Source organism: Selenomonas sp. GACV-9, assembly GCA_900116485.1.
Lineage (GTDB): Bacteria > Bacillota > Negativicutes > Selenomonadales > Selenomonadaceae > Selenomonas_A > Selenomonas_A ruminantium_G.
The window spans coordinates 76,629-99,339 of the sequence record FPAX01000003.1; the positions used below are offsets into that span (position 1 = coordinate 76,629).

The following is a 22,711-nucleotide window of genomic DNA, read 5'->3' on the forward strand; positions in this document are numbered from 1 at the left end:
TCCGTTCCTCCTATTATTCAACCAGCAATCCCAAAAGCTTCCCCGGGTCGATGATCAAGCTGATGCTGCCATCCCCCAATATCGTACAGCCCGTGATACCAGTCATCTTCGTCATTGTCTGGATATAGCCTGGCACTGGCTTTACGACGATCTGCTGCACGCCTACCAGCTCATCGGCAAAGATACCCAGGTAGTGGTCATCGGCCTCCGTCACCAGCAGGATACCTTCCGTAAGGCACTCCTTCGCACTTTCGATATCATACAGCTTGTGCAGCCGCACGATAGGGCAGGGCCTGCCCTCCTCCATGAACATTTCCTGTCCCGACACATCGAGGAAGATATCCTCCTCCTCGGGGCGGAAGGAACGGCGAATCGAGCTGATCGGTATCGTATACCCGGAGCCGCCCACCTTGATGCACATCCCCTCCACGATGGCCAGCGTGAGCGGTATCCGAATGATGGTCACACTGCCCTTGCCGGGATTGCTGTCCACCATTATGGTGCCGCCCAGCGTCTTGATGTTCGAGACCACCACATCCATGCCCACGCCGCGCCCGGAAAACTCCGTGACCTGCTCCTTCGTCGAAAAGCCCGGCGCAAAAATAAAGCTGTAGACTTCCTGATCCGTATACTCCTCCTCAGGTTTCGTCAGGATTCCCTTCTCCTTGGCCTTCTTCATGATGCGGTCGCGGTTCATGCCACCGCCATCATCCTCGATACGGATGACGACCTCGCCGCCAGCATTCTGCGCCGAGAGAACCACCGTTCCCATCTCAGGCTTGCCAGCCTCCTTGCGCACCTCTGGCATCTCGATGCCATGATCGATGGAATTGCGGATGATATGCATCAACGGATCCCCGATATGCTCCGTGACATTCTTATCGACCTCCGTATCCGCCCCCACCAGCACGAGCTTTGCCTGTTTGCCAAGTTTCTTCGTCATATCCCGCACGATGCGGTTCATCTTCTTGAACGTCGCCTCCAAAGGCACCATCCGGAGCGCCATGACGCGATCCTGCAACTCTCCGTTTATCTTATGCAGCTGCCGGGCCGCCTTGTCAAAATTCGAAAGCTCCATCCCTCTGATGTCTGGATTCTGCGTCACCATCGACTCAGCAATGACCATCTCGCCCACCAGCTCCATCAGACGGTCAAGCTTATCCACGCGGACACTTATCATCTGCGACTCATGTCCCTCATGACCGCTCTGCTTCATCGGCGCTGGCCGCGGCTTGGCCTCAGGCTTCACCGGCACAATCGGCGATGATTCTTCTACCGCCTGGGCTGCCTTCTGCTTGGGTGTCGGCCAATACTCGCACTCTGCCGTCGACGACAGCTCCACAAGCTCCAGCCCCGTCAAGCACATCGTTTCATCCAGCAGCTTGCGGACTTCCTCAACGCCCAGACCCGTCGTGAACCAGAGCTTGAATCCATCCTTGATGATGGTATCAGCGGCTGTCTCATCCTCGATAATCTTTTCCGGCAGATAGTGCAGCTCACCAGCTTGATCCTCCAGGCGATTGATCACACCGAAGGCCCTGACCTCTACCATCCCGCCATCGGGATCGAACTGCAGCACCGCTTTATAGACATGATTGCTGCCCGATTCTGTCTTGACTTCCTCGGGCTTGACCGCTTGGATGAAGTACTGCTGCTTTGCCGGTTCTGCCGCTCCGACCGCCTTAGGTGCCGCCGGCTTCTTCGCCTTGCGCAGATCCACATCGGGATCATGTCCATTTTCGAGCTTGAAATTCCGCAGGAAATCATGCGTGGATTTCTGCAGCCCCTCACTGGAGGCATCGGGCTGCCCACCGCCATCGAGCTTATCGAGCTCGCCATTCATGAAATCCACGGCCGTCAGTACGATATCTGTCACTGCCGACACATCAATCTTCTCTGGATGCAGCTCACGGATATAGAAAAAAATATCCTCAACTGCATGCGCCAAATGCGAGATCTCATCATAGAGCATCATGGCCGCCGAGCCCTTGATGGTATGCATGGCCCGGAAAACCTCATTGACATCCTCTGGCTGGAAGCTGCCGCTGTCCTCACTTGCAAGCGCGACCTGCTCCAACTGCTCAAGGAACTGACGCGTCTCATAGATAAAGACCTCTACCATCGGTTCATTTTCTGCCACCAGTCATCACTCCCTTACATCCAATCCTTTGATTTAAGATTTTTCAAACAATTCTAACATGTATATTCGCTCCCGACAGTCAAAATCCTGTTAATTCTTAACAAATATCTTTTTAATCCGCAAATAAAAATGACCCATCAAATCTGACGGGTCATCACTTAGACGAAACGCTTACTTCTTATATTCCTCTGCGAGCTTCTTGAACAGCGGCAGAGATTTTTCGATAGTCTCGGTCTTGATGCAATACGCAGCACGGAAATACCCAGGGCAGCCGAAATCCGTGCCCGGCACGAGCAGCAAGTCATATTTCTTCGCCCGCTCACAGAACGCGTAGTCATCATCCTCCAGGCATTTCGGGAAAAGATAGAACGCCCCCTGTGGCTTGACGCACTCAAAGCCAGCATCGATAAGCCCTTGATAGAGCAGCTGGCCATTCTTGACATAGGTGGAAATATCCGACGGCATATCGGCGCAGCGGCCGATGACCAGCTGCCAGAGCGATGGCGCATTGACATGAGTGAGCACACGGGCCGCACCAGCAATCGAACCGTACACCTTGCCAAAGTCAGCCACTTCATCGGGCACGACAATGTAGCCGATACGCTCGCCCGGCAAAGAGAAGGACTTGCTGTACGAATAGCAGACCAACGTATTGTCATAGAACTTCGGCACATAAGGAACCGTATAGCCATCAAAGGCGATCTCACGATACGGCTCATCGGAAATGATGAAGATGGGATGATGGTACTCCTCCTCCTTGCGGCGCAGGATATCGGCGAGCTTCTGGATTGTCTCCTCCGAATAAACGGCACCGCTCGGATTGTTCGGCGAGTTGACGATGACCGCCTTCGTATGATTCGTCACGAGCTTCTCAAAGGCCGCAAAATCAATCTGCCAATCAGCAGGCTGCGCTGGCACGACAACGAGCTTGCCACCGACTGACTCGACAAAAGCACGATACTCCGGGAAGAACGGCGCAAAGGTGATGAACTCGTCTTCCGGCTGCGCCAATGCCTTGAAACAAATCGTAATCGCCGCTGCCGCACCAGCCGTCATGAAGAAATTCTTCGCCGCAAAATTCGTACCGAAACGCTTGTTGACGCTCTTGGCCAATGCCTCACGCGTCTGTGGTGCACCTGGCGCCACCGTATAGCCATGCACAGCACTCGGCTCCATATTCGTCAGTACATCGACAGCAGCCGCCTTGATGAACTCCGGTGTCGGCACATTCGGATTGCCAAGGCTGAAATCATAGACATTCTCCTCGCCCACCTCTGCAGCCCGCTTACGGCCAAACTCAAAGATCGTACGGATTGTCGACTTCTTCGTCCCGAGTTCATACATTTTCTGATTGATCATAACGATTACCTCACCCCATGTAAACAATATATCTCTTCCAGAGAAACACTGTTTACAGTTTAGCACAAAACCAAGGTAAAATCCACCAACATTCCGCGCCAGGAATCTCTCATTTATGATACAGCCAGACCATCATCTCATTTTCCCCGCGGTTCCCCCAGCAATAATAGGGAATCAAGGTAAGTTCCTGCCTATGCAGGACACTGGGCTCGCCATAGCGCTTATACAAGGTATGCCCCTTTGCCTCCCTTACGGCATCCGTGCGAAGTACGCCTGCTCCCTGAAACAGACTGTCTGTATACTCATAGGTAAATGCCATACCATCTACCAGACGGATACGCTCCAGCCCTTCGCCATTATCTATGGATTCCGCACAGTATACCAGCGGGCCTCTCTGTACGGCCAGCCTGCCGATATTTTCCCGGACTTCCGGTGCGGCCTGATAAAGGGTTGCTTCCATCGGAAGTTCCAGACAAATCCGATCATCCTTCTGCCAGCTCCGCCGCACAATCACATAACCATCATGCTTTTCGTCATTTACTGCTTGACCATTCACTGACAGCGTATATCCTTTCGCCCATGATGGTATCCGGAGTGCAATCCCATATCTGCCGCCTGTTTCCACCGTCAAGCCGACCTTACCCTGCCAGGGGAATTGACTTGTCATAGACAGCCTTACTTTCTTATCGGCCAAAGGCAGCTCTGCCTCAGACCCCACATACAGATCCACATAGATGGTATCCGCTGTCACCGAATAGATATACGCATCCAAAGAACTGATCAACCGTGCCAGATTCGGCGGACAACAAGCACAGCCGAACCAGGCCTGCCGCGTAGTCTTGATATGGCTCTTGCCTGGGTCTTTACGGCTAAGTTCCGGTACAACCTCCAAGGGATTCACATAAAAGAAGTGCCTGCCATCCAACGCCATCCCCGAAAGGACGGTATTATACAAGGCCCGTTCCATAACATCAGCATAAGCGCCATGGCCAGCCTCGTCCTTCAGCATATTATGAGCAAAGAACATCAATCCCACAGAGGCACAGGTTTCTCCATACATAGAGTCATTCGGCAAATCATAATCAGCAGTAAATGCCTCTCCTATCACGGTTGACCCCACGGCTCCAGTAATATACATCCGCTTTTCCGTAATATTCTTCCACAGCCGTCGGGCTGCCTGGCGCATTTTTGTATCCCCTTTTAACCGCGCCAGCATAGCCATACCTGTACACATGTACATTACTCTTACCGCATGCCCTTCTGCCGTTTCCTGCTCCAGAATCGGTTTATGGTTCTGATAGTAACTATCCTTGAACCCTTCCATCCCCTCGATAAGCACGGAGGTATCCGCATCTGCCTGGCACTGCTTACGGAAGAAATCCGGGTCCTTGCCCCGCTGATAGAGGAAATACCGGCCCAGTTCCAAATAACGCTTATTGCCAACAGTTTCATACAAACGGAACAAGGCCAGCTCAATCTCTTCATGGCCATCATAGCCATGAATCTTACTCTCCTCCGGACCAAAATGGCGATCCAGGCAATCGGCCAACCGGCAGGCAGTATCGAGTACCAGCTGGTTGCCTGTCGCCTTGTGATAAGCCACCGCTGCCTCAATGAAATGACCGGCACAATAAAGCTCATGGCTTTGATAAAGCCGCTTGAATTTGCGCTCCGGTGCTTCCACCGTAAAATACGTGCCTAAATAGCCATCTTCCTCCTGCGCTGCGGCAATGAGCTCCACCACACTGTCTGCTGCCTCCCGAAGCTCTTTGTCCTCCGGAACCCTAGCCAGCGTATAAGCAACAGCTTCCAGCCATTTATACACATCACTATCCTGAAAAACCATCCCATAGTGATGCCCTCGGCTGCGTCCTGCGGCAATCTTAAAGTTTTCGATTGCATGACTTTTTTCCGAAGGAATATAATCTGCATCCCGCTCTTTGGCAATCTCGATATCTTCTAAGTCATTGAGCACCCGCCACTGATAAGGGAGCATTTCCGTGCGGATAAGTTCCATATAGTTCAGCCAGAACTTATCCGTAACTTTTACCTGGGCAGTATCCTCTGATATTGTATGATTTAACGCTGCTGAAGTTTTCATCATTGCTGTGCGAGGGCTTCCAAGACCTCTTCCTCCTTTGCTTCATAGTGACTGTAAAATAACATAGGAACAATGCCGATAGCAAAAATCGCCGCTGGCAGCCAGATAAATACCACCTGAATCCCCAGCAAAGCCGTTGCCGATTGAACGGCATTCGGCACATAACCAAAGGCATCCATAATCATAGCAGGTATGAAACCACCGATGCCAGAACCGGCCTTAATGCAGAAAGCACTGCCGATGGCCGTCAGGAAACCACTGGCGCGGATGCCAGTCTTCCACTCCCCATAATCCACAGTATCGGAAAGCATGGCAAATGGCATAGAACAAGCAATCCCCTGGCCAATGCAGCTTATGCACCAGAAAGGAATCAGCACCGATAGATTTGCCCCCGCGAAGTACATACCGATATGCCCCACGATAGCAAGGACAAAACCGATAATCATGGTAGTATGCTTACTGGTATGGCGAACCAGGAACGGAATGGAAAGCATCCCCAGTACCTGTATAACCATAAAGCCATTGATCATAGCGGCAATCCCCTTGTCGCCCAGCACATACTGACAATAATAAACCACGGTAGACTGACGGATCGTAAGCGCAATCCAGAAAATGAGATTAGCCAATACCAGAATCATCCACGGCCAGTTCCCCTTAACCGCCTTAATGCTGTCTTTTATTGGAATACGTTTAATTTTTTCTACATTTACTTCCCGCAAATTACGAAAAGCCACAAACAAGAGCATCGCCGCAATGACACCAAAGAACGCCAGCGTCATAGAAAAACCCAGCTGATCATTGCCACCGCCAAAGTAAGCAACCAAAGGCAGCGTAAAGGTCATGCAAATGAAGGCACCTACATTACCACCAACCATGCGAAAGGTGTTAAGTACCACCCGTTCCTCCGAGTTATGGGACAAGTTGGGCAGGATCGAAGTGATTGCCGTTTGAATTCCCGTATAGATAACACCAGCCGCAATATACGTAACCGCCGCATACGCTACCTTAGCAGTCCCGCTTAAATCCGGCGTTGTAAAGGTCAGCCACATAAATACTGCAAACGGCACACACAACCATAGGAAATATGGTCTGCTTTGGCCATATTTTGTCTTCGTGTGGTCTACGATAAAGCCCCACACAGGCGCATCAACAGCATCCAGCAATCTGGTAGCCAATAGCAACGTACCAGTTACCGCAACAGACAAGCCAAACACATCCGTGTAAAAATAAAGCAGGAAGGAACCAATGATGCAATACAGCAAATTCCCGCAGCCATCCGTAAGAGCATAACTTAACCGGCTGCGCAATTCTGTTTTCTCCGCGACCTTTTCTCCAGACATTAAAACTCCTCCTTCTGATTTTTAAATTGATTTTTTGACGCGTCCATTAAAATCTATGCCCTAATTATAAGCGTATCTGCTCTTTGATAATAGACATTCTGTTCACCATTTATAGGACGATATTATCCGACAAAGTACTACAAAATTGGACTAATTCGCCGAAAACATGCTATAATTATCCGGACAAAACCATAAGAACTCGATAAATCGCTCTCTTTTGTCGGATAAAATTAACCACTGGAGGCAATTCCAAATGTATCTAATATTCTCCTGTCCGCCGCTTCCCTACCTGATTGTCGGCGGTATGTCCACATTCCGTATCGGTGACCGGCACCTACGGCGAACCCTGCCCCATACCTTTGACCTTATCTATGTCCATCAAGGGGAACTATTTATGGAAGAAAACAGTCAAAGATTCACGGTTACAGCCGGGCAATTCCTTATCCTGCCTCCCAATCGGCTGCATCGCGGCACTAAACCCTGCCGCACAGAAACCATCTTCCATTGGCTGCATTTTTATACCACCGGAACCTTTTCCTGTACAGATGCACCCGTACGCGATTCCAACGTCATCCAAAAAAGTTCCCAACAATTTGAAAAAAAGCCCTTCCACATTTCACTGCCACAATATGGCAGGATACTAGAAGAGCTTCAACCGAATATGCTGGATATCATGGAACAAATCACACAAGTACGCATTGACCGCAAGGAAAATAGCAAACGCTTCTCAGATAACACGATTCCCCAACTGAAACTACAACAACTTTTTTTCACCCTGCTCACCTATATCGGGGAATCCAGTCTCGACAAGCAGCCCCGCGATGCAACCGCTGAAATCTTTGCCTTCCTGAACGACCATTACCAGGAGGACTTGCATCTAAATGACATTGCCGATCACTTCTCCTTTCATCCCGCCTATGTGATCCGATTACTCAAGAAGCGCTATCAAAAAACACCTGGCCAAATCATTCAGCAGCTGCGTCTGGAAAAAGCAGCGCAAATGCTTACATCCAGCAACACATCCATCCAAGCGATAGCCTATGAGAACGGCTTCAACGATAGCGGCTACTTTGCCCGGCTTTTCAAACGACACTATGGCGTAACCCCTCATCAATGGCGCAACAACGAAAATAGAGCGAATTAATCTTGTGATATTTCCGTCCTCTTTTTCCGCGATTACTTCCTTGTTCTCATTGAAGATGAACTGCACGAGTTTGCCGTTTTCTTCCATTTCATAACGCAGGCCTTCGGCATCGTAGCGGTTTATTTGCATTATGCCGGTCTTGGTGGTCACTTTGCTCGTCCTGCGGAAATCGTCGTATTCGTAGGTGTTGTTTCCATCTTGCAACAGGTTACCCGCTTTGTCATAGAGGTAGCTTTCTTCTTGACCGTTGACTTTTCGCTTTGTTTATCTTTTGGATGGCGCCATCGGCATCGCGGGTAAATTTGACAATTGACTGGTCAAATTCATCGCAAATGTCAACCAGCTGATTTGACTTGTCAAATCGGTAGCTAATTTGCTGGCCTGTAATGTCGGTCTGGCTGGTCTTGCGCCCCAGTTCATCGTAGGTATAGGCCAATAGCGTCCTGCCGCTGGCTTTCTTGGTGAGCAGCAGGCCGTCTTTGTCGTAGGTGTAGCAGTAGTCCATGCCGTTAGCTATGGCGGCAGTGAGCTGGCCATTGGGTGCATATTCATAGCTATTGCGCAGATTGCCAGCTTTTCGCTCGATAAGACTGCCGTAGACGTTCCACTGGTACTCATTCGTTATACCATTGCGGTCTTTAAAATCGATCAGTTTACCATCGGCGGTGTAGTGATACTGCTCCTGACTGCCGTCGGGGTAGGTGATGCACTTCAGCTGATTGTTGTCATCGTATGCATAGCTGCGCTTATTGCCATTGCCATCCACGGCTTCAGTGACATTGCCCTATATCCGACTATTGTAATTACCACTATTTTCATTTCTAAATATTTTAATATTTTTCTTTTCTCAAGGCTCATTAGATTTTTTACCTAAAACATCTTCAACATACATATACCAAGTATCCTGTAAATCTTCTAATTCCTTCCCGTTCGCAGTCAATTTCAATTCATCTTGAAAATCAATTAGGGTTAAAGAACCATCAATACCTCCTAAAAATGACGCTATCGCATCATTTATTACAGTTTTTATTATGTTAAAAAAAACTTCTTTATCAGAATCTGATAGCTTTTTATATAATCTAACCATTTCTTTCCAATTTTCATTACTACAATCTTTAATAAGTGAATTATCAAATTCATCTTTATAATCTTTAACACAATCGATAATCAATGTTTTATACAAACTTGCCATTAATTTTTCTTCCACAATTATTTCCTCATTTCTGGATACTTAGATTTATTTAACTCTATCAATTCTTTTAACTTTTGATTAGGTATATCAGGATACACCCTACGCAACTCTTTAATATCACGTGCCAACAATTGTCGTGCAGAATTAATACCTTTCATTTTTCTACTAACAATTCCCTTATCACCTAGCCTTCTAGTATGTCCACGTATAGGAACATTAATCGCAGGCGCTGTTTTAAAATCATAATTCTTTACCAATTTTTTCATCATGGCCTTCTGTCCTACATGATGCGCATCTAACCCAGGTTTCCCCTTAATTTTGTTATATTCTCCAACTTGATATAACGCCTTCTTATTAGGACAATCATTATACCCACTCGGATCATAATAATCCACAGGGTCATTCGCGCAGTAGGCATACAGATTCAACCCATCGCCGTGGTATTCGTCTTCCTGCGTGAATCTGGCTATTGCGGGATTATAGAATCTTGCGCGCAGGTAGTATTGCTTGGTTATTGGGTCTAGCTGTTGGCCTGTGTATTGGTAGCGGTTCGGAATCTGTTCTTCCGATTCTATTGTATTACCAAACGCGTCGTAGGTGTAGCGATTCTTTACATCGCCTTGCTCATCTGTGATGAATACGGTACTTCCCTGTTCATCGCTGGCGTAGTGGTACCAGGTCTTCTCGGGGTTGGCTTCCATCGCCCAGAGGTCGCTGGTGCGAATCAGGCGGGTAATGTTGCCATCCGTTTCTTCCGTTATCGCTTCCTTGTTTTCGTTGAAGATGAACTGAACGAGCTTGCCGTTTTCTTCCATTTCGTGACGCAGGTCTTCGGCATCGTAGCGGTTTATTTGCATTATGCCGGTCTTGGTGGTCACTTTGCTCGTCCTGCGGAAATCGTCGTATTCGTAGGTGTTGTTTCCATCTTGGAGCAGATTGCCTGCGTTATCATAGCGATAGGTTTCCACTTGACCGTTGACTGTTCGCTTTGTCAGACGGTTATTGACATCGTAGATATACTGCTCCTCGATATCTTTCGCCGTTCTAGTCAGCCGATTCCCCGCTTGGTCGTAACTGAATCGCTCCGTATAGGTTGGATATTCTGCCTGTGCCAAGCGATTCAGGCTGTCGTAGGTGTACAGCGTTTTGCCCGTCAGCTCATTTTTCTCAATTCGCTGGCCATTACCATCGTAACGGTAGGTATTCTGCGCCAGCAGCTTATCAGGCGTGGCCACGGTCAGGCTGGTGATGTTTTTATCCGCATCATAGGCGACATCCTGCCACATACCGTTGGCATGGGTTATCTTTTGGATGGCGCCATCGGCATCGCGGGTAAATTTGACAATTGACTGGTCAAATTCATCGCAAATGTCAACCAGCTGATTTGACTTGTCAAATCGGTAGCTAATTTGCTGGCCTGTAATGTCGGTCTGGCTGGTCTTGCGCCCCAGTTCATCGTAGGTATAGGCCAATAGCGTCCTGCCGCTGGCTTTCTTGGTGAGCAGCAGGCCGTCTTTGTCGTAGGTGTAGCGGTAGTCCATGCCACCAGCGATGGCCGCTATAAGCTGGCCGTTTGGCGCATATTCATAGCTGTTGCGCAGATCGCCTGCCTTGCGCTCGACGAGACTACCATAGACGTTCCACTGGTACTCATTCGTTATACCATTGCGGTCTTGGAATTTGATTAGTTTGCCATCGGCGGTGTAGTGATACTGCTCCTGACTGCCGTCGGGGTAGGTGATGCACTTCAGCTGGTTGTTATCGTCATACGCATATGTCCGCTTGTTGCCGTTGCCATCGACAGCTTCGGTGATGTTACCCGCAAAGTCGTAGGCGTAGTTTTCTTTGCTGCCGTCCGCTTTGCAGATTTCGGTGATGCGGCCCCAGCTGTCGAGCAGGTATGTCGTCTCGTTGCCATTGCCGTCGATGATGCCCGTGATATTGCCGAGGGCATCGTAGTGATAGGATTGGCTTGCGCCTCCCTTGGTTTCGATATGCGTTTGCCAGCCTGCGGCGGTGTAGGCGTAGCTTGCGCCACTGCCGCCAGCGGTATCCACCTTGATGCGGCGGCCCGCACGGTCGTAGGCTACCGTTTCCAATGGCTTTCCATCGGTTCCGATTACCGCCGTCAATCGCCCTGCGCTGTCGTACTGGTAGTGATAGGACATTTCCTGCGGCAGCTGCCGCTCGGTTATGTTGCCTTCTTTATCGTAGACGAGTTTCTGCGTGCGGCCTGCGCTCGTGGTTGCCTGCGTCTGCTGATTCATCAGGTTGTACGTGAATCTTTCCTCGCGGCCGCAGTCGTCGGTGATGGTCAAGAGGTTGCCCGCCTTGTCATAGGCAAAGCGCGTCGTGTTCTGCTGTCTTGAGGCACTGTCGATTATCGTCTCGGCTGTCATGCGGTCTACGATATCATACTCGCGCTGGATCTTGCTGCCATCGGGGAGCTGAATCTCTATGATGTTGCTATCGGCATCGTAGGTGTAGCTGGTCGTCGCCCACCACTTGCGGTTGCGTTTCGGATTGCGTTTTTCCGCCCGCTCCAGCAGACGGCCTGCGGCATCATAGGCGTACTTGATGTACTGCGTTTCTTCGCCGCTTATCTTCCGCGTCTCACTCGTGCGCTTGCCGATACTGTTGTAAGTGTATCTGACCTCCGCCCCGAGGCTGTCCGTCACGCGGAGGCAGCGGTTCTGCGCATCGTATTCCCGCCAGATAGTCCGTGCCAGGCCACTTGCGCTCGTCGCGCTTTGCATCGTCAGCCAGGTCTTTTCCGCTACGATGTTGTTATGGATATCATAGCGCCAGCGCCGCAGGCTGTACTGGATCTCACCGTCCTTTTCGGCGACAGCTTTGCGCTCCTCGAGCTTGTTGCCCGCCAGGTCATAGCGATAGGTCGTTGCATAGGTCATCCCCTCGCGGCTTGCTGCAAGCTGGCCCGCATCCTGCTGATAGATGCAGCGCCCCTTGGCATCGTAGCGCGCCACCTCGATGAGGTTGCCATCCGCATCGGTCACAGAGGTGCGGTTGTTTCCCGCATCATATGTATAGATGATACCGGCGCCGTCATCTGTTTGCGCCTCATAGTGATTGGGCGTGACCTTTTTGATAAGATTGCCTACGGCATCATAAAAGCAGCGTTCCACGCCGCCGTCGGGATAATGCGTGCGGATTCTGCGGCCCTCAGGGTCGTAGTCATAGGTCGTGCCTTCTCCATCCTTCGTAGCTTTCTGCCAGGCCTCCGGATGGATTTCCTTCACGAGGCGGCTCTCCCCGTCATACACCTTGGCAAAGACGACTCCCAGCGGACTTTTGGTGCGGATGGGATTATCCATGCCGTCGTAGGTATACTGCCAGCAGCGGGAATCCCCGTTGAGGCTTTCCTTGGGGCTGCACTCCCAGAGCAGATTCCCCATCTTATCATATTCTGCCTTATATTCATTATCCAGAGCATCCGTGTCACTTACGATATGATCCATGCTGTCATAGCCAAAGCTGCGCGAGCCGAATTCACTCGTGATGATGCTCAGACGATAGGCCTCATCGTTATGGTAGCGGAATTCATCGCCGCAGGGCGTCTTCATAGCCGACGGCACAGGCGACTGCTCCTCATACCAATATTGTGTCACCTGATCGTTTACGCTCTTGCTGAGCATGCGGCCTTCACGGTCATAGGTATAGATTTCCCGCTGCCATATCCCTGCCGCCTGCTTGGTCTTCTTTTCCTGCAGCCAACCTTCCTGCGTGTAGGTATAGCAGATCTCATCCCCGAGATTATCCTCCGAATGGATGCGCAGTCCCTGCTCGTCATAGGTATGGGTAGTTACCAATCCCGTAGGCGAAGTCTCCTGCAGCAGGTTCCCCTGGACATCGTATTCCCAGCGGGTCTCACGGCCCAGACGGTCCTTCTGATACACCTGATTCTCCCAAGCATCATAGCCGCGCTGCTCCGTAGTGCCATCGGGATAGTCGATGGCCTCCACGAGTTTCTGCCGGTTGTAGTGGACAGTCAGACGCTGGCCCGTGTGCACCTCGGTGTAGGTGGTCTGCCGATTCTGCGGATCGTAGAAGTACACATACTCGCCGCCCGTTATCATGGCCTGGCGCGTCACACGGCTGTCACTGTCGTAGGTATTTTCCACATACGTCTTGCCGTTGAGGTCTTTTACTGACAGGATGCGGCCAGCATCGTCATAGGTATAGGCGAAATAGCCGCGGTTGGGATACGTGACCTTCGTCAGCAGGTCGCCCTCATAGGTATAGCGCAGCACACGCCCCGTGGGATCTTTGATGGTGCTTATCTTATCCCGCTCATAGGTAAAGCGGATTTCCTGTCCGCAGGCCAGCGTGATATGATCGATAAAATCGCCCTGATAGCTGATTACCACGGGCTTTTGCTGGTTCTTCTGCAGGGAAGTCAGCTTGCCTGTCTCATCAAAGGTATAGCACTTCCGCGCAGCCAGAACGGATAGCTGATACCCCGTCTTGGTCTCTGCCAGCTGCAAGGCCAGGCTGCCGCCACGCTGATTCTGCCAGCTGCCATCCTGCTGGCGGCAGAATTTCTCCAGATGCAGATCTGGCATCAGCACCGTAATATGGTCACCACGCCTTGACAGGCACATGCCGACGCTTATCAGCCAACGGCTGCCGAGATGCTGCCCCTTGTTCTCATAAAGCGACTCATAGCAACGGGTCAGGACAAAGTCCTCGCCGAGGTCTTTGAATACCATATCGGTGATATCCAATACGAAACTGCCTGTAACCAAATCCACGGGGTCGCCCATTAGTTTTTTTATTTTCTTCACCCCACCATTCCACACTTTTCCTACTCCTTCTTTTGCTCCTTTCCACGCTGTCTTGGCAGCTTTTGCCACTCTGCTGCCTTCCAATGCCCCTCGTAGTTTTTCCACGTCTGGCAAAGATTTAACCGCATCTTTTACACCTTTCATTACATCATCTGCCGCTTTTCCCACAATCTTGCCTGTTCCCACAACAATGCCTGCGGCTCCAGTCATGACATGTTCGACACTTTTCAGGATTCCTTTGATGGCATCATCCACCTTGTTCATCACTTCAGCAGCTTTGATGAGCCCTTCGCCTGCTTTGACGGCTGCCTTGCCGACCTTGCCGAATTTTTCTGCTGCCTTGAGTCCCTTCGCTCCTGCCTTGAGCCCCTTGGCCATATTGCCCGGCCCTGGAATCGCACAGAACAAATCCAGAGCCATCATCCCCCAGTTGCCTTCCTTGGCATCCTGATAGGCATCATAGATACTCATCAGATTGCCGACCACCGGAATCATGCTGGCACCGGCCCAGAGAAGTTCCTTGCCGACATCCATAGCGACTTGATCCATTTGCTCCGCATCCATATGGTCGGCAGCAATCTCGTGCGCACCTTTGATATAGCCGCTCTGCTCGAATACCGGAGCCTTGATTTCAATGACGCCATCCTTGGCAATCACGATGCGGCTCGCTCCTACCTGCATGGCCACAGCATCCTTGCCCGTTGCCTGGATGATGCCGCTGGCAGGGCTCTCGCCCTCCTCCGGGCTCGGCTCTGCCGTGGCATGCGTGGTACCAGTCGCCGCATCACAGGCCTTGGCCTGCCCAGATGCCACGACCGGCTCAGCGGCGGCACTGCTGGCTTTCAGCCCGTCGACGTCGGCGCCGATTTCGGCATCACTGCCCATATCGACGGGGATGTTGTTACCGCCATGAGCCGTATAGTCTGCCATGCCCTGCTCATAGTCTGCGGCTGGCTGGCCGTGCTGCTCAGGCGTCTTGCTTTGCGCAGCCTGCACCGTGATGTCGCGGTCAGCCCAAAAGCAGATATCCTTGTTCGAGTGGATGCTTATCCCCGCCGCATCACTCATAACGATTTCCGATGTATTCAGCCCTTGGCGGCCAGCCTGCAGGATGACACTGCCTGGCTGGAATTGCAGCAGATTATTCGTGCTCGTCAGCGAACGGTTCTCTGGCGTATCATAGTCGCTGTTGCCCTCCGTCGAGGCCCTATGACTGCCCTGCGCCATCAGCTTGCCATTCTCTTCCTGATAGACGAATACCTTATCGCCTACATCCGGCATCGAGTACATGTAGTTATTGACGATATTCTCATAGGGGATCCAGCAGGCCTCCCCCTCACCCTGACTTTCATCTACATCAAAATGCACCTTGACATTCGTGCCATCCACGGCCAGTATCTTGCCGCCAAGGTATCTGCCCCGGTTCTGCTCGCGCTGCTCATCCTGCGCATCGACACGGCAGCCTTCCTGATTGATGACTTCCAGATGATTGACAAGCAGGCCCTCACGCGACTCGATGACACTTTTCATGACAATCTGGTCACGCTCGCCATTCTTCAGCGCATAGCCAACCCCCAGCGATAAATCCGGCGTATCGATAGAGGTTTCCGTATAGTAGCAGGGAATAGCCGCCTTATCCGTGTTCTGCTTTACCCGCCCGTATTCAGCAAGCAGCAGCCGCTGTCCCAGCACTTTATCGTCAGGCGCCAGCTGTTTCTGGTAGAACGGGATATAGCCAAGACTGATTCGCAATCCCTGGCTTTTGGCATCAGCAAAAATATAGCGCCCCGTGCTCTCGGCCAGACGGCGCAGGAACTCCCAATCCGTCTGCTCCTCCTGATAAACCAGCCGCGCAATCGTCTCATCCTGCTGAATCAATATATCCGCCTTGTAAGGCGCAGCTACCTGACCTGCTATCTCGGCCAGTGTTTTGCTCTCCGACTGGAACGTGCGCGACTTCTTGGCGATATCCAGCAAATAAGACTGCGAATACAATACCAGTTCCAAGCGTTTCTCCCCAGCTTGACTTGTCAACTGGCAGCTGACAATGACGCCGCAGAATATCACGCACTCGCCAGCCCAGACCGTAACCGCCTGCTGCTCGAGCCGCAATACATCCTGCTCCCCAAACGTCTCATCCATGCCTAAAAGCAGCCGGCATCTGCCATGCCATCCTGCCTGTTCGCTTATCTCTAATTCCTCGATTTTCCGATACGAAATACCCGCAAGCCGAACCCACCCCAGCGGAGTTTGCTCCATAATGAACCTTCTTTCCTGTGTACACGAAAATCTAATCCAAATAAACTACATTCCTTTTACAATTACAACCGTTTTGAACTTTTCAAAGCTCCTATCTTTTATTTCCGTTGCATCGGGTGGAATTGCATATTCCTGAAATACTTGCCACTCAACCTGCTTACGTGCTTCGTATGTATCGTGATGCAAAAGGGCTGAGCCTATCCCTGTCAAAGCAAAAAAAGCGATTGATATCATCAAATATTTCATATTTATCTCTACCTACACCCCCTTATCATCACCGACATACAATAAACTAACTTCCACAATTGGCATGTCATATTCTATAAAAATAGCCAAATCACCCCGCCGATAGTGAACATTATCCTTGTTTTCTATCCTCTCCCATCCTGTCGACGTTAATTTCTCTTGATAATATTTTTCTATTTGTTCTTTTGCTTGACTGACTTTATATTTTTTTATTATCGTTATCGTCTTGTACTTTTCATAACTATTATCACTGACTTCTCTTGCATCCGGCGGTGTTGCACATTCTCGAAACACCACCAGTTCTTCCTGCTTACGTGCTTCATATGTATCATGATGCAAAAAGACTGGGCCTATCCCTGTAAGTGCGCAAAACACTATCAGTATTATTAGAAATTTCATATTCATATATTACTGCCCCATCTACTCTAGATATCTTTATCTTCGCCGGTATATAACACGCTAACATATACTGATTCTAGTCTTCTTCATCCTCATCTTCTAAATAAGGCGAAATGATATGTTCTATAAACAATCCGTTCTTATCGATATATTTATAAATATCAATTATTGTACGAATGGTATAGTTTTGTTTGAACACGATATACATATAATAGTCATAGCCAAAGTGCACCTCGACATTATCATCGATTAATTTGCACCACAATTCTTCCCTTAGGATTGCTCTTGCCAGCCTGTCCACTCCGTCCTGGGTAATCGCATCATTTTCATGCCACCTCACATCATCCTCATCAAAAAGTTCCAAACCATTTATATACAAGACCAATGAAGGATATATTTTATATAGCTTTCTGATAACATTCAAGTAGCTATTTTCAACTGCCAAATACTGTTCTTTCGTCAACACCTCACCTAGATACTCTCTACCGATATCATGGTATGATATCCATTCTTCCCGCTGATAATATCCATTATCATCCCTATATTTCAAATCATATTTCGATACTCTTATGCTTATCATTCCGCCCACTCATCCTATTCTACGTATTAAATATCATTGTCATCTCCTATGTAAACCAGCCTTACCATTGCTTCTGAATTCTCTATATATACTTTTATCTTCAAATCATCGCGCACAAACCCTATACCTTTCTCTACATCTACCTGTTTCCATCCCGCAGATTGCAATTTGTTTTTGTAATAATTTTCCAAATCCTCTCTTGTAGCCTTCACACGATATTTCTTCACAATAAACACCGTCTTTAGTCTTTTTATGCTGTTATCGCTTATTTCTTCACTATCCGGTGGAATTGCATATTCCTGAAACACTTGCCACTCAGTCTGTTTACGTGCTTCGTATGTATCATGATGTAATAAGACTGGTCCTATCCCTGTAAGCGCAAAAAAAGCTAACACTATTAGTAAAATTTTCATATTTATTTCTCCCACTGCGACAATACATCATCATATTCCGTTTTTCCATATAAATTTCCAATGCATTCAACTTTTCTTATACTCCCATTTACTCCAATACTAGGTAAAGATACTTTCACTTCCCCTCCCTCAGGCCCTTCTGGCCATGTACCTGATATTCCTACTTGAATACCATTTGATTGGTCTATACCTATCGATGTCCCATTTATTGTCGATATATAATCCTCAGTATCTATACAGTTTTTTAATTCAGGTATATTCCCCTCGCCAGCCGACACTTGAACTTTTCCAAACGATACCCCACGTCCCACACCTACTTCCCCCAAATCATATATGTTCCCCTTACGATCATAGATAACTCCCACACCAGCAGAAACATTGCCAAATACATTGGCCCCAACTGTTGCCACGCAATAATCCCCTGTCATTTCTTCAGGTTTAGGAGCAATACCCATTCCTATCATTTTTTTCAACGATTCTTTGACAAAATCCGCATGTCCCGTACCAGTTCTATCATTGTCTTCCCACTCACCAGTATCCTAGTCCATAGAATCCCCCATACCGTCTTCGCCCATATAGCTGGAGTTTGAGTTTTCCTGTGCTTCTTGCAGTTCCTGCGCTTTTTTCTCGGCGTCTTCCTGTTCCTGCATTTTCTTCTGTACGTCTGCTGGCGGGTCGCAGAACGATATGGTGCCACCGTACATGCATTTGAGCTTGCTGTTTTCGGTCAGCGCCGGAGCCCCTTCAATCAGATGCTGCTTGGCCGTCGATTCCCATACCTTTGGAGTCAGAGGCCGGCATTGGCCGATGACCTTGCAGGAACAGTAGCCACGGATATTCTTGTTCTCGCCCTCGTATTTATGGTCGTTGGCATTGAGCAGCGGATAGCCTGTCGTCATGGAAATCACGCCGTGGTCGACAGGCAGGTTGATGTACTCCTCCCGCGAGCCTTTGTCGCACTTGGTAAAGTGATACGCCGTCATATATTCCTCCGCCATGTTTTCACCTGCTTTCTACCGGAGTGATGATGATTCCCGTCGCATCCTGCCGCAGGATAGCCTCCACGGCCGTCAGCGATGCCAGCCAGAGCTGGCCGCCCGCCAGCGTGATATGCAGGAAGTGACGGCCAGCAAGCTTCCTGCGCCGCAGGATAGGCGTGACTGCCCGCCCCAGCTCCTGCTTGGTCGATTCATGCAGTGTATCTTCCTCTGAGGGCAGGAACGGCACCCAGTAGAGCGGCATCGGTGCATCGACACGATTCCGCGCCTCAAAGAACTGCACGGACTTGCCGCGCAGCCTTGGCTCGAGCTTCTGCCATAGCTCAAACATCGCATCGGCTATCATGAACGTCGGTTCAAACAAGAACGCAGGCTGAAACAGCGGATCTTTGAGCGTATAGTGCGTGACAGTATCCTCGAGGCGCAAGAAACAATCGCCCCGCATGATGGCTGGATATTTCCTGCCTGTAAGTTCTGTTGCCTGTATCACATGATGGGCTGACGTATCCTGTTGCAGCCAATACCACGGTTCAATCATCGTCTGCCTCCTGTTCTATCTGCATGAATCCCGCCTGCCCGGTCTTACAGTCGCGCAGGGTCACATTTTCCTGCCAGTCATCACTGACGCGCATCCGCTGCAAGTCGCACCGGTCAAACACGCAATGCTGCCACTTGCACGCCTGCCAGCATGCTCCTTGATACAGCCGTGTCGCGGGGAGCGCCTGTGACTCCGGATTGGCATCGCAGGCAGTAAACGTGCAGGTGTAGAACGCACACGACACGAATCTTGCCCCGGCCAAACAGCAGTCCGTAAACGCGACGCCATAAAACCGGCAGTTCACGAACAAGGCATCTGCAAGATTCACTTGCTCCAGCTGCACGCGCTCCCAGCAGCAGTCCCAAAACCTTGTCTCGCTCCAATCATCCTGCCGGATTGTCTGGCCGCGATAGATGCCCTTGACAAAATCTACCCCCGCAAGACTCCTAGCTCCATGCAGCAGGAGATCCTGCGGCGGCTTTGCCGTATATACCGGCTCCTGCCAGCCCCGGTACTGGCCCAGAGTCAGCGCAAAACCCTCAGATTTTGCCAGTCCCGTCATGGCTCCCTGCAGCAAAAGTTCTCTTACCCAGTACCGCCAATGGCAAGCCAGCAGGTATACCATCTTTTCAATGGTCTGCGGGAACAGCCGCCGGATTTCAGCTGGCGCATAATAGCGGGCCAGCCAGCGCTGCTTGTCGAGCACCTGCTGCTCGAACGGCGTCCACAGCGTGAGCAGCCCCTTGACATCGATTGCTGCCGTCAGCCACGGCGCATGCGGATACGAGTCAGCATCGCCAAAGAACTCCACCCGTATCACAGGCTGCCCCTGATATATCGAAATGTATAGCAGCGAACAGGTCAGATAGCGGCAGGAAAGGCTTTGCCCCGCCTGCTGGGCCTGCTGCTGCACAGCTATCGCCTGCTGCAGGATGTCAGTCATCGCCCGCAGCCATTCCTGCCGACGCTCTGCCTTGCTGTCTCCGAGCCACATATTCAGTTTTTGCAGCAAGCCTCGTTCCCTGTCTGCATAATATTCTTGTTTGTATTCATCCAGCGAAGAAAACACTGCTTTGCTCCTTTCCGCCTCAGGTTATGATGACATTCTTGGCACCCAGCACGACCTGGTCTTTCTTCATGGCCAGTTTCGAGTCACCTGCCTGCAGGGTAATCCCCTCCTTGGCCAGCAGCGTCAGATTTTTCTCCGCATTCAGCGTGACATTGGCATCCGACGATACATGGATGTCCTTGGAAGAAACAATCTTGATGCCATCGCCCTGCGTAAGATCGATGAAGATGCTCTGATGCTGGCACATGATGTAGATGCCATCATCAGTCAGCAGTATCTCCTTGCCGCCCGGTGCCTTAAAGCTCTTGTTCCGCGTGTTCTCCGGCGGCGAGGAATTGATGGAGCTGGCAGCAAAGGCATCCGTTTCATTCTTGGAGGGAAACATGATGCGCACATAGTCATCCTTTTCCGGCATGACATACCAGCCACTGCCGTCACTGCTGGAGTAGGCCGTCGAGTACGGGAACCACCAGTCACTGCCGCTGTCATATTCTGGGTCGATCTCAAAGAGATGCGCCTGTATCTGGTCGCGCTTTACCGCCTTGACCTGTGCCTTTAGCACACGGCCAGCGCAGTTGGTATTCTTCTGCACAGGCGCTACGAACCCCGTTTCCCCGGTCAGCGAGTACGTCATCTGCATCAGGCCGTCTGTAAGCTCAGCATCCACCGTGCGGATGCGGTATTCCTTGCCGCCCATCTTGACCTTGTCCCCAATCTGCCCATAGTCGTAGGAGTGCACCGTCAGCGCCGCAAAGTCCTGGCGCATGACTTCGTTGCCATCCGCCAGATAGTTCTGGCTGACGCGTTGGAAATTCTTCTCCGAGCGTCCATAGCTGCAGCTGGCCGTATCGATGGACAGCGTCCGGCGCGGCGCCGGCAGGCCAAAGTATACCAAGGGCCTCGCCACTGTGATGTCTGCGACGACCGGCACGTTGAACCGCGACGCCATGCGCTTGGTAAATGCCCAGTTTGTTTCATCCATCTGCAGGATCAGGCCGCCGATAGCCTGGTCGCTGCCCGTCACCTGCAGCGTACCCGCATCCCCATAGGCCTGCTGCAGGATATCGCCATACCCCTTGCCCGTATTCTGATAGCTGCACGAACATTTGCGGATATCCAGCTGATAGCTCTTGTCCATAGCCTCCACCACCAGCTGGCTGTACTCTGCCTGCTGCTTGACCTGCAGCGAGGTAACGACTCCGTCAAAGAACGTCACGTTTTCCGCGTCGCCGCTCACGATTTTCAGTTCCCTGCCGTCCTCGGCCCGCGTGATATACCGCTGGCCCAGCTCCGCCGGCACCTCGCCCACCACGCGCGCCGTGCCATGCTCATTCGGCTCATGGTGGATGGTCACCTGCAGGAGCCGCGCAAAGTCAATTCCCTCCACCTTGATATTGGTATGCTGGGTGCTCATTCCTTGCCGCCTTCTTTCTGCGTCAGGTCGCAATAGGAGCCAATGATTTCCTCTGCCAGCGGCAGCATCCACTCGCTGTCCTTGAGCGAGAAATGCAGGCTGCCGACGAGCATCCGCCCCTCCAGCGAGCCCAGGAACATGACCTGACATACCTTCTCCAGCAGCGTCTCATGAGCATACGCCAAAACGCCCAGCTGGGCATTCTGGGCTTGCATGATCTTTGCCGACAGCAGCTGGGCTTGGTGCGCACTATAGGGGAATACTTTCTTCATGATGTCCATGGCAAAGTCCAGCTGATTTTCCGCAATCGCTGTCTCTGCCTGCTTGAATCCCAGCACGAAACAGCCTTGCTCGTTGCTGTACAGCTCACCCGGTGCATCGCTTACCGCATACATCTTCCGCCGGGTCGCCTCATCCAGCAAGGCAAAATCGTCGGGCATGACGATTGACACCTTGCCCTCCAGGACCGTCTGACGGGAAAAGACCGTCTGGCGCCCATGGATCATTACAAACGGATTATAGATGGATTGCTTGTTCTCGTTACTCATGAGTCCCTCCTGGCATAGCGTCTAGCCGATAATGAAAGCATTTATCACATTCCTATCCTACTACTGCTTTTCAAGAGGATTCTGAGACTCCGATGGCATTTTCATTAAATTTTCAGAGCATTCCCCTGAAAAATGCATAAAAAAAAGAGACGTTTCCGTCTCTTGC

The 22,711-nt window shown here is 50.7% G+C and carries 18 protein-coding genes; 1 reads left to right on the forward strand and 17 read right to left on the reverse strand.

The genetic code is table 11. The annotated features are described in order from the left end of the window. Positions 1 to 13: 13 nt before the first annotated feature. The 4 genes from BM322_RS04740 to BM322_RS04755 form a co-directional block, all read right to left on the reverse strand. A complete protein-coding gene (locus tag BM322_RS04740) occupies positions 14 to 2,140 on the reverse strand; it encodes a chemotaxis protein CheA (RefSeq protein ID WP_075428766.1) in 2,127 nt (708 codons plus the stop codon). Positions 2,141 to 2,311: 171 nt separating this feature from the next. Beyond that, positions 2,312 to 3,499, reverse strand: coding sequence for a pyridoxal phosphate-dependent aminotransferase (locus BM322_RS04745; protein WP_075428767.1), 1,188 nt, complete (start codon positions 3,497 to 3,499; stop codon positions 2,312 to 2,314). Positions 3,500 to 3,608: 109 nt separating this feature from the next. Continuing rightward, positions 3,609 to 5,603 (reverse strand): glycoside hydrolase family 127 protein, encoded by a 1,995-nt coding sequence (locus BM322_RS04750; protein ID WP_318254533.1) that lies wholly within the window; start codon positions 5,601 to 5,603, stop codon positions 3,609 to 3,611. Continuing rightward, positions 5,600 to 6,940, reverse strand: a complete 1,341-nt coding sequence (locus BM322_RS04755; protein WP_075428768.1) for an MFS transporter — start codon at positions 6,938 to 6,940, stop codon at positions 5,600 to 5,602. The genes BM322_RS04750 and BM322_RS04755 overlap by 4 nt, the downstream gene beginning before the upstream one ends. Before the next feature lie 304 nt (positions 6,941 to 7,244). Between BM322_RS04755 and BM322_RS04760 the strand changes: the two genes are divergently transcribed. After that, positions 7,245 to 8,084: an AraC family transcriptional regulator gene (locus BM322_RS04760; RefSeq protein ID WP_318254538.1), complete on the forward strand. Its 840-nt coding sequence runs from the start codon at positions 7,245 to 7,247 to the stop codon at positions 8,082 to 8,084. Positions 8,085 to 8,304: 220 nt separating this feature from the next. On the opposite strand, the gene BM322_RS13860 is transcribed toward BM322_RS04760, so the two are convergent. The 13 genes from BM322_RS13860 to BM322_RS04825 form a co-directional block, all read right to left on the reverse strand. After that, positions 8,305 to 8,850: an RHS repeat domain-containing protein gene (locus BM322_RS13860; RefSeq protein ID WP_075428770.1), complete on the reverse strand. Its 546-nt coding sequence runs from the start codon at positions 8,848 to 8,850 to the stop codon at positions 8,305 to 8,307. A gap of 81 nt (positions 8,851 to 8,931) precedes the next feature. Continuing rightward, positions 8,932 to 9,291: a hypothetical protein gene (locus tag BM322_RS04770; protein ID WP_075428771.1), complete on the reverse strand. Its 360-nt coding sequence runs from the start codon at positions 9,289 to 9,291 to the stop codon at positions 8,932 to 8,934. A gap of 2 nt (positions 9,292 to 9,293) precedes the next feature. Next, the gene (locus BM322_RS04775; protein ID WP_082334377.1) at positions 9,294 to 16,340 is read right to left on the reverse strand and encodes an RHS repeat-associated core domain-containing protein; all 7,047 of its coding nucleotides are present in this window, start codon (positions 16,338 to 16,340) and stop codon (positions 9,294 to 9,296) included. A 45-nt stretch (positions 16,341 to 16,385) separates the two neighbouring features. Then, on the reverse strand, positions 16,386 to 16,586 hold the full coding sequence (locus tag BM322_RS04780; RefSeq protein WP_075428773.1) for a hypothetical protein: 201 nt from the start codon (positions 16,584 to 16,586) through the stop codon (positions 16,386 to 16,388). Between the two features lie 12 nt (positions 16,587 to 16,598). Next, positions 16,599 to 16,991 (reverse strand): hypothetical protein, encoded by a 393-nt coding sequence (locus BM322_RS04785; protein ID WP_075428774.1) that lies wholly within the window; start codon positions 16,989 to 16,991, stop codon positions 16,599 to 16,601. Between the two features lie 70 nt (positions 16,992 to 17,061). Beyond that, the gene (locus tag BM322_RS04790) at positions 17,062 to 17,565 is read right to left on the reverse strand and encodes a hypothetical protein (protein ID WP_075428775.1); all 504 of its coding nucleotides are present in this window, start codon (positions 17,563 to 17,565) and stop codon (positions 17,062 to 17,064) included. Positions 17,566 to 17,591: 26 nt separating this feature from the next. Further along, positions 17,592 to 17,978: a hypothetical protein gene (locus BM322_RS04795; RefSeq protein ID WP_075428776.1), complete on the reverse strand. Its 387-nt coding sequence runs from the start codon at positions 17,976 to 17,978 to the stop codon at positions 17,592 to 17,594. Between the two features lie 2 nt (positions 17,979 to 17,980). Further along, a complete protein-coding gene (locus tag BM322_RS04800; protein ID WP_143102179.1) occupies positions 17,981 to 18,451 on the reverse strand; it encodes a hypothetical protein in 471 nt (156 codons plus the stop codon). Between the two features lie 66 nt (positions 18,452 to 18,517). Next, complete coding sequence (locus tag BM322_RS04805) at positions 18,518 to 18,976, reverse strand: DUF4280 domain-containing protein (protein ID WP_075428778.1); 459 nt, start codon at positions 18,974 to 18,976, stop codon at positions 18,518 to 18,520. A 4-nt stretch (positions 18,977 to 18,980) separates the two neighbouring features. Further along, positions 18,981 to 19,514 carry a hypothetical protein gene (locus BM322_RS13550; RefSeq protein WP_075428779.1) on the reverse strand — a complete coding sequence of 178 codons (534 nt, stop codon included), beginning with the start codon at positions 19,512 to 19,514 and terminating at the stop codon, positions 18,981 to 18,983. Then, complete coding sequence (locus BM322_RS04815; protein ID WP_075428780.1) at positions 19,507 to 20,583, reverse strand: pentapeptide repeat-containing protein; 1,077 nt, start codon at positions 20,581 to 20,583, stop codon at positions 19,507 to 19,509. The genes BM322_RS13550 and BM322_RS04815 overlap by 8 nt, the downstream gene beginning before the upstream one ends. A 19-nt stretch (positions 20,584 to 20,602) precedes the next feature. Then, positions 20,603 to 21,997, reverse strand: coding sequence for a hypothetical protein (locus BM322_RS04820; RefSeq protein WP_075428781.1), 1,395 nt, complete (start codon positions 21,995 to 21,997; stop codon positions 20,603 to 20,605). Further along, a complete protein-coding gene (locus BM322_RS04825) occupies positions 21,994 to 22,545 on the reverse strand; it encodes a hypothetical protein (protein WP_075428782.1) in 552 nt (183 codons plus the stop codon). The genes BM322_RS04820 and BM322_RS04825 overlap by 4 nt, the downstream gene beginning before the upstream one ends. Positions 22,546 to 22,711 lie beyond the last annotated feature (166 nt).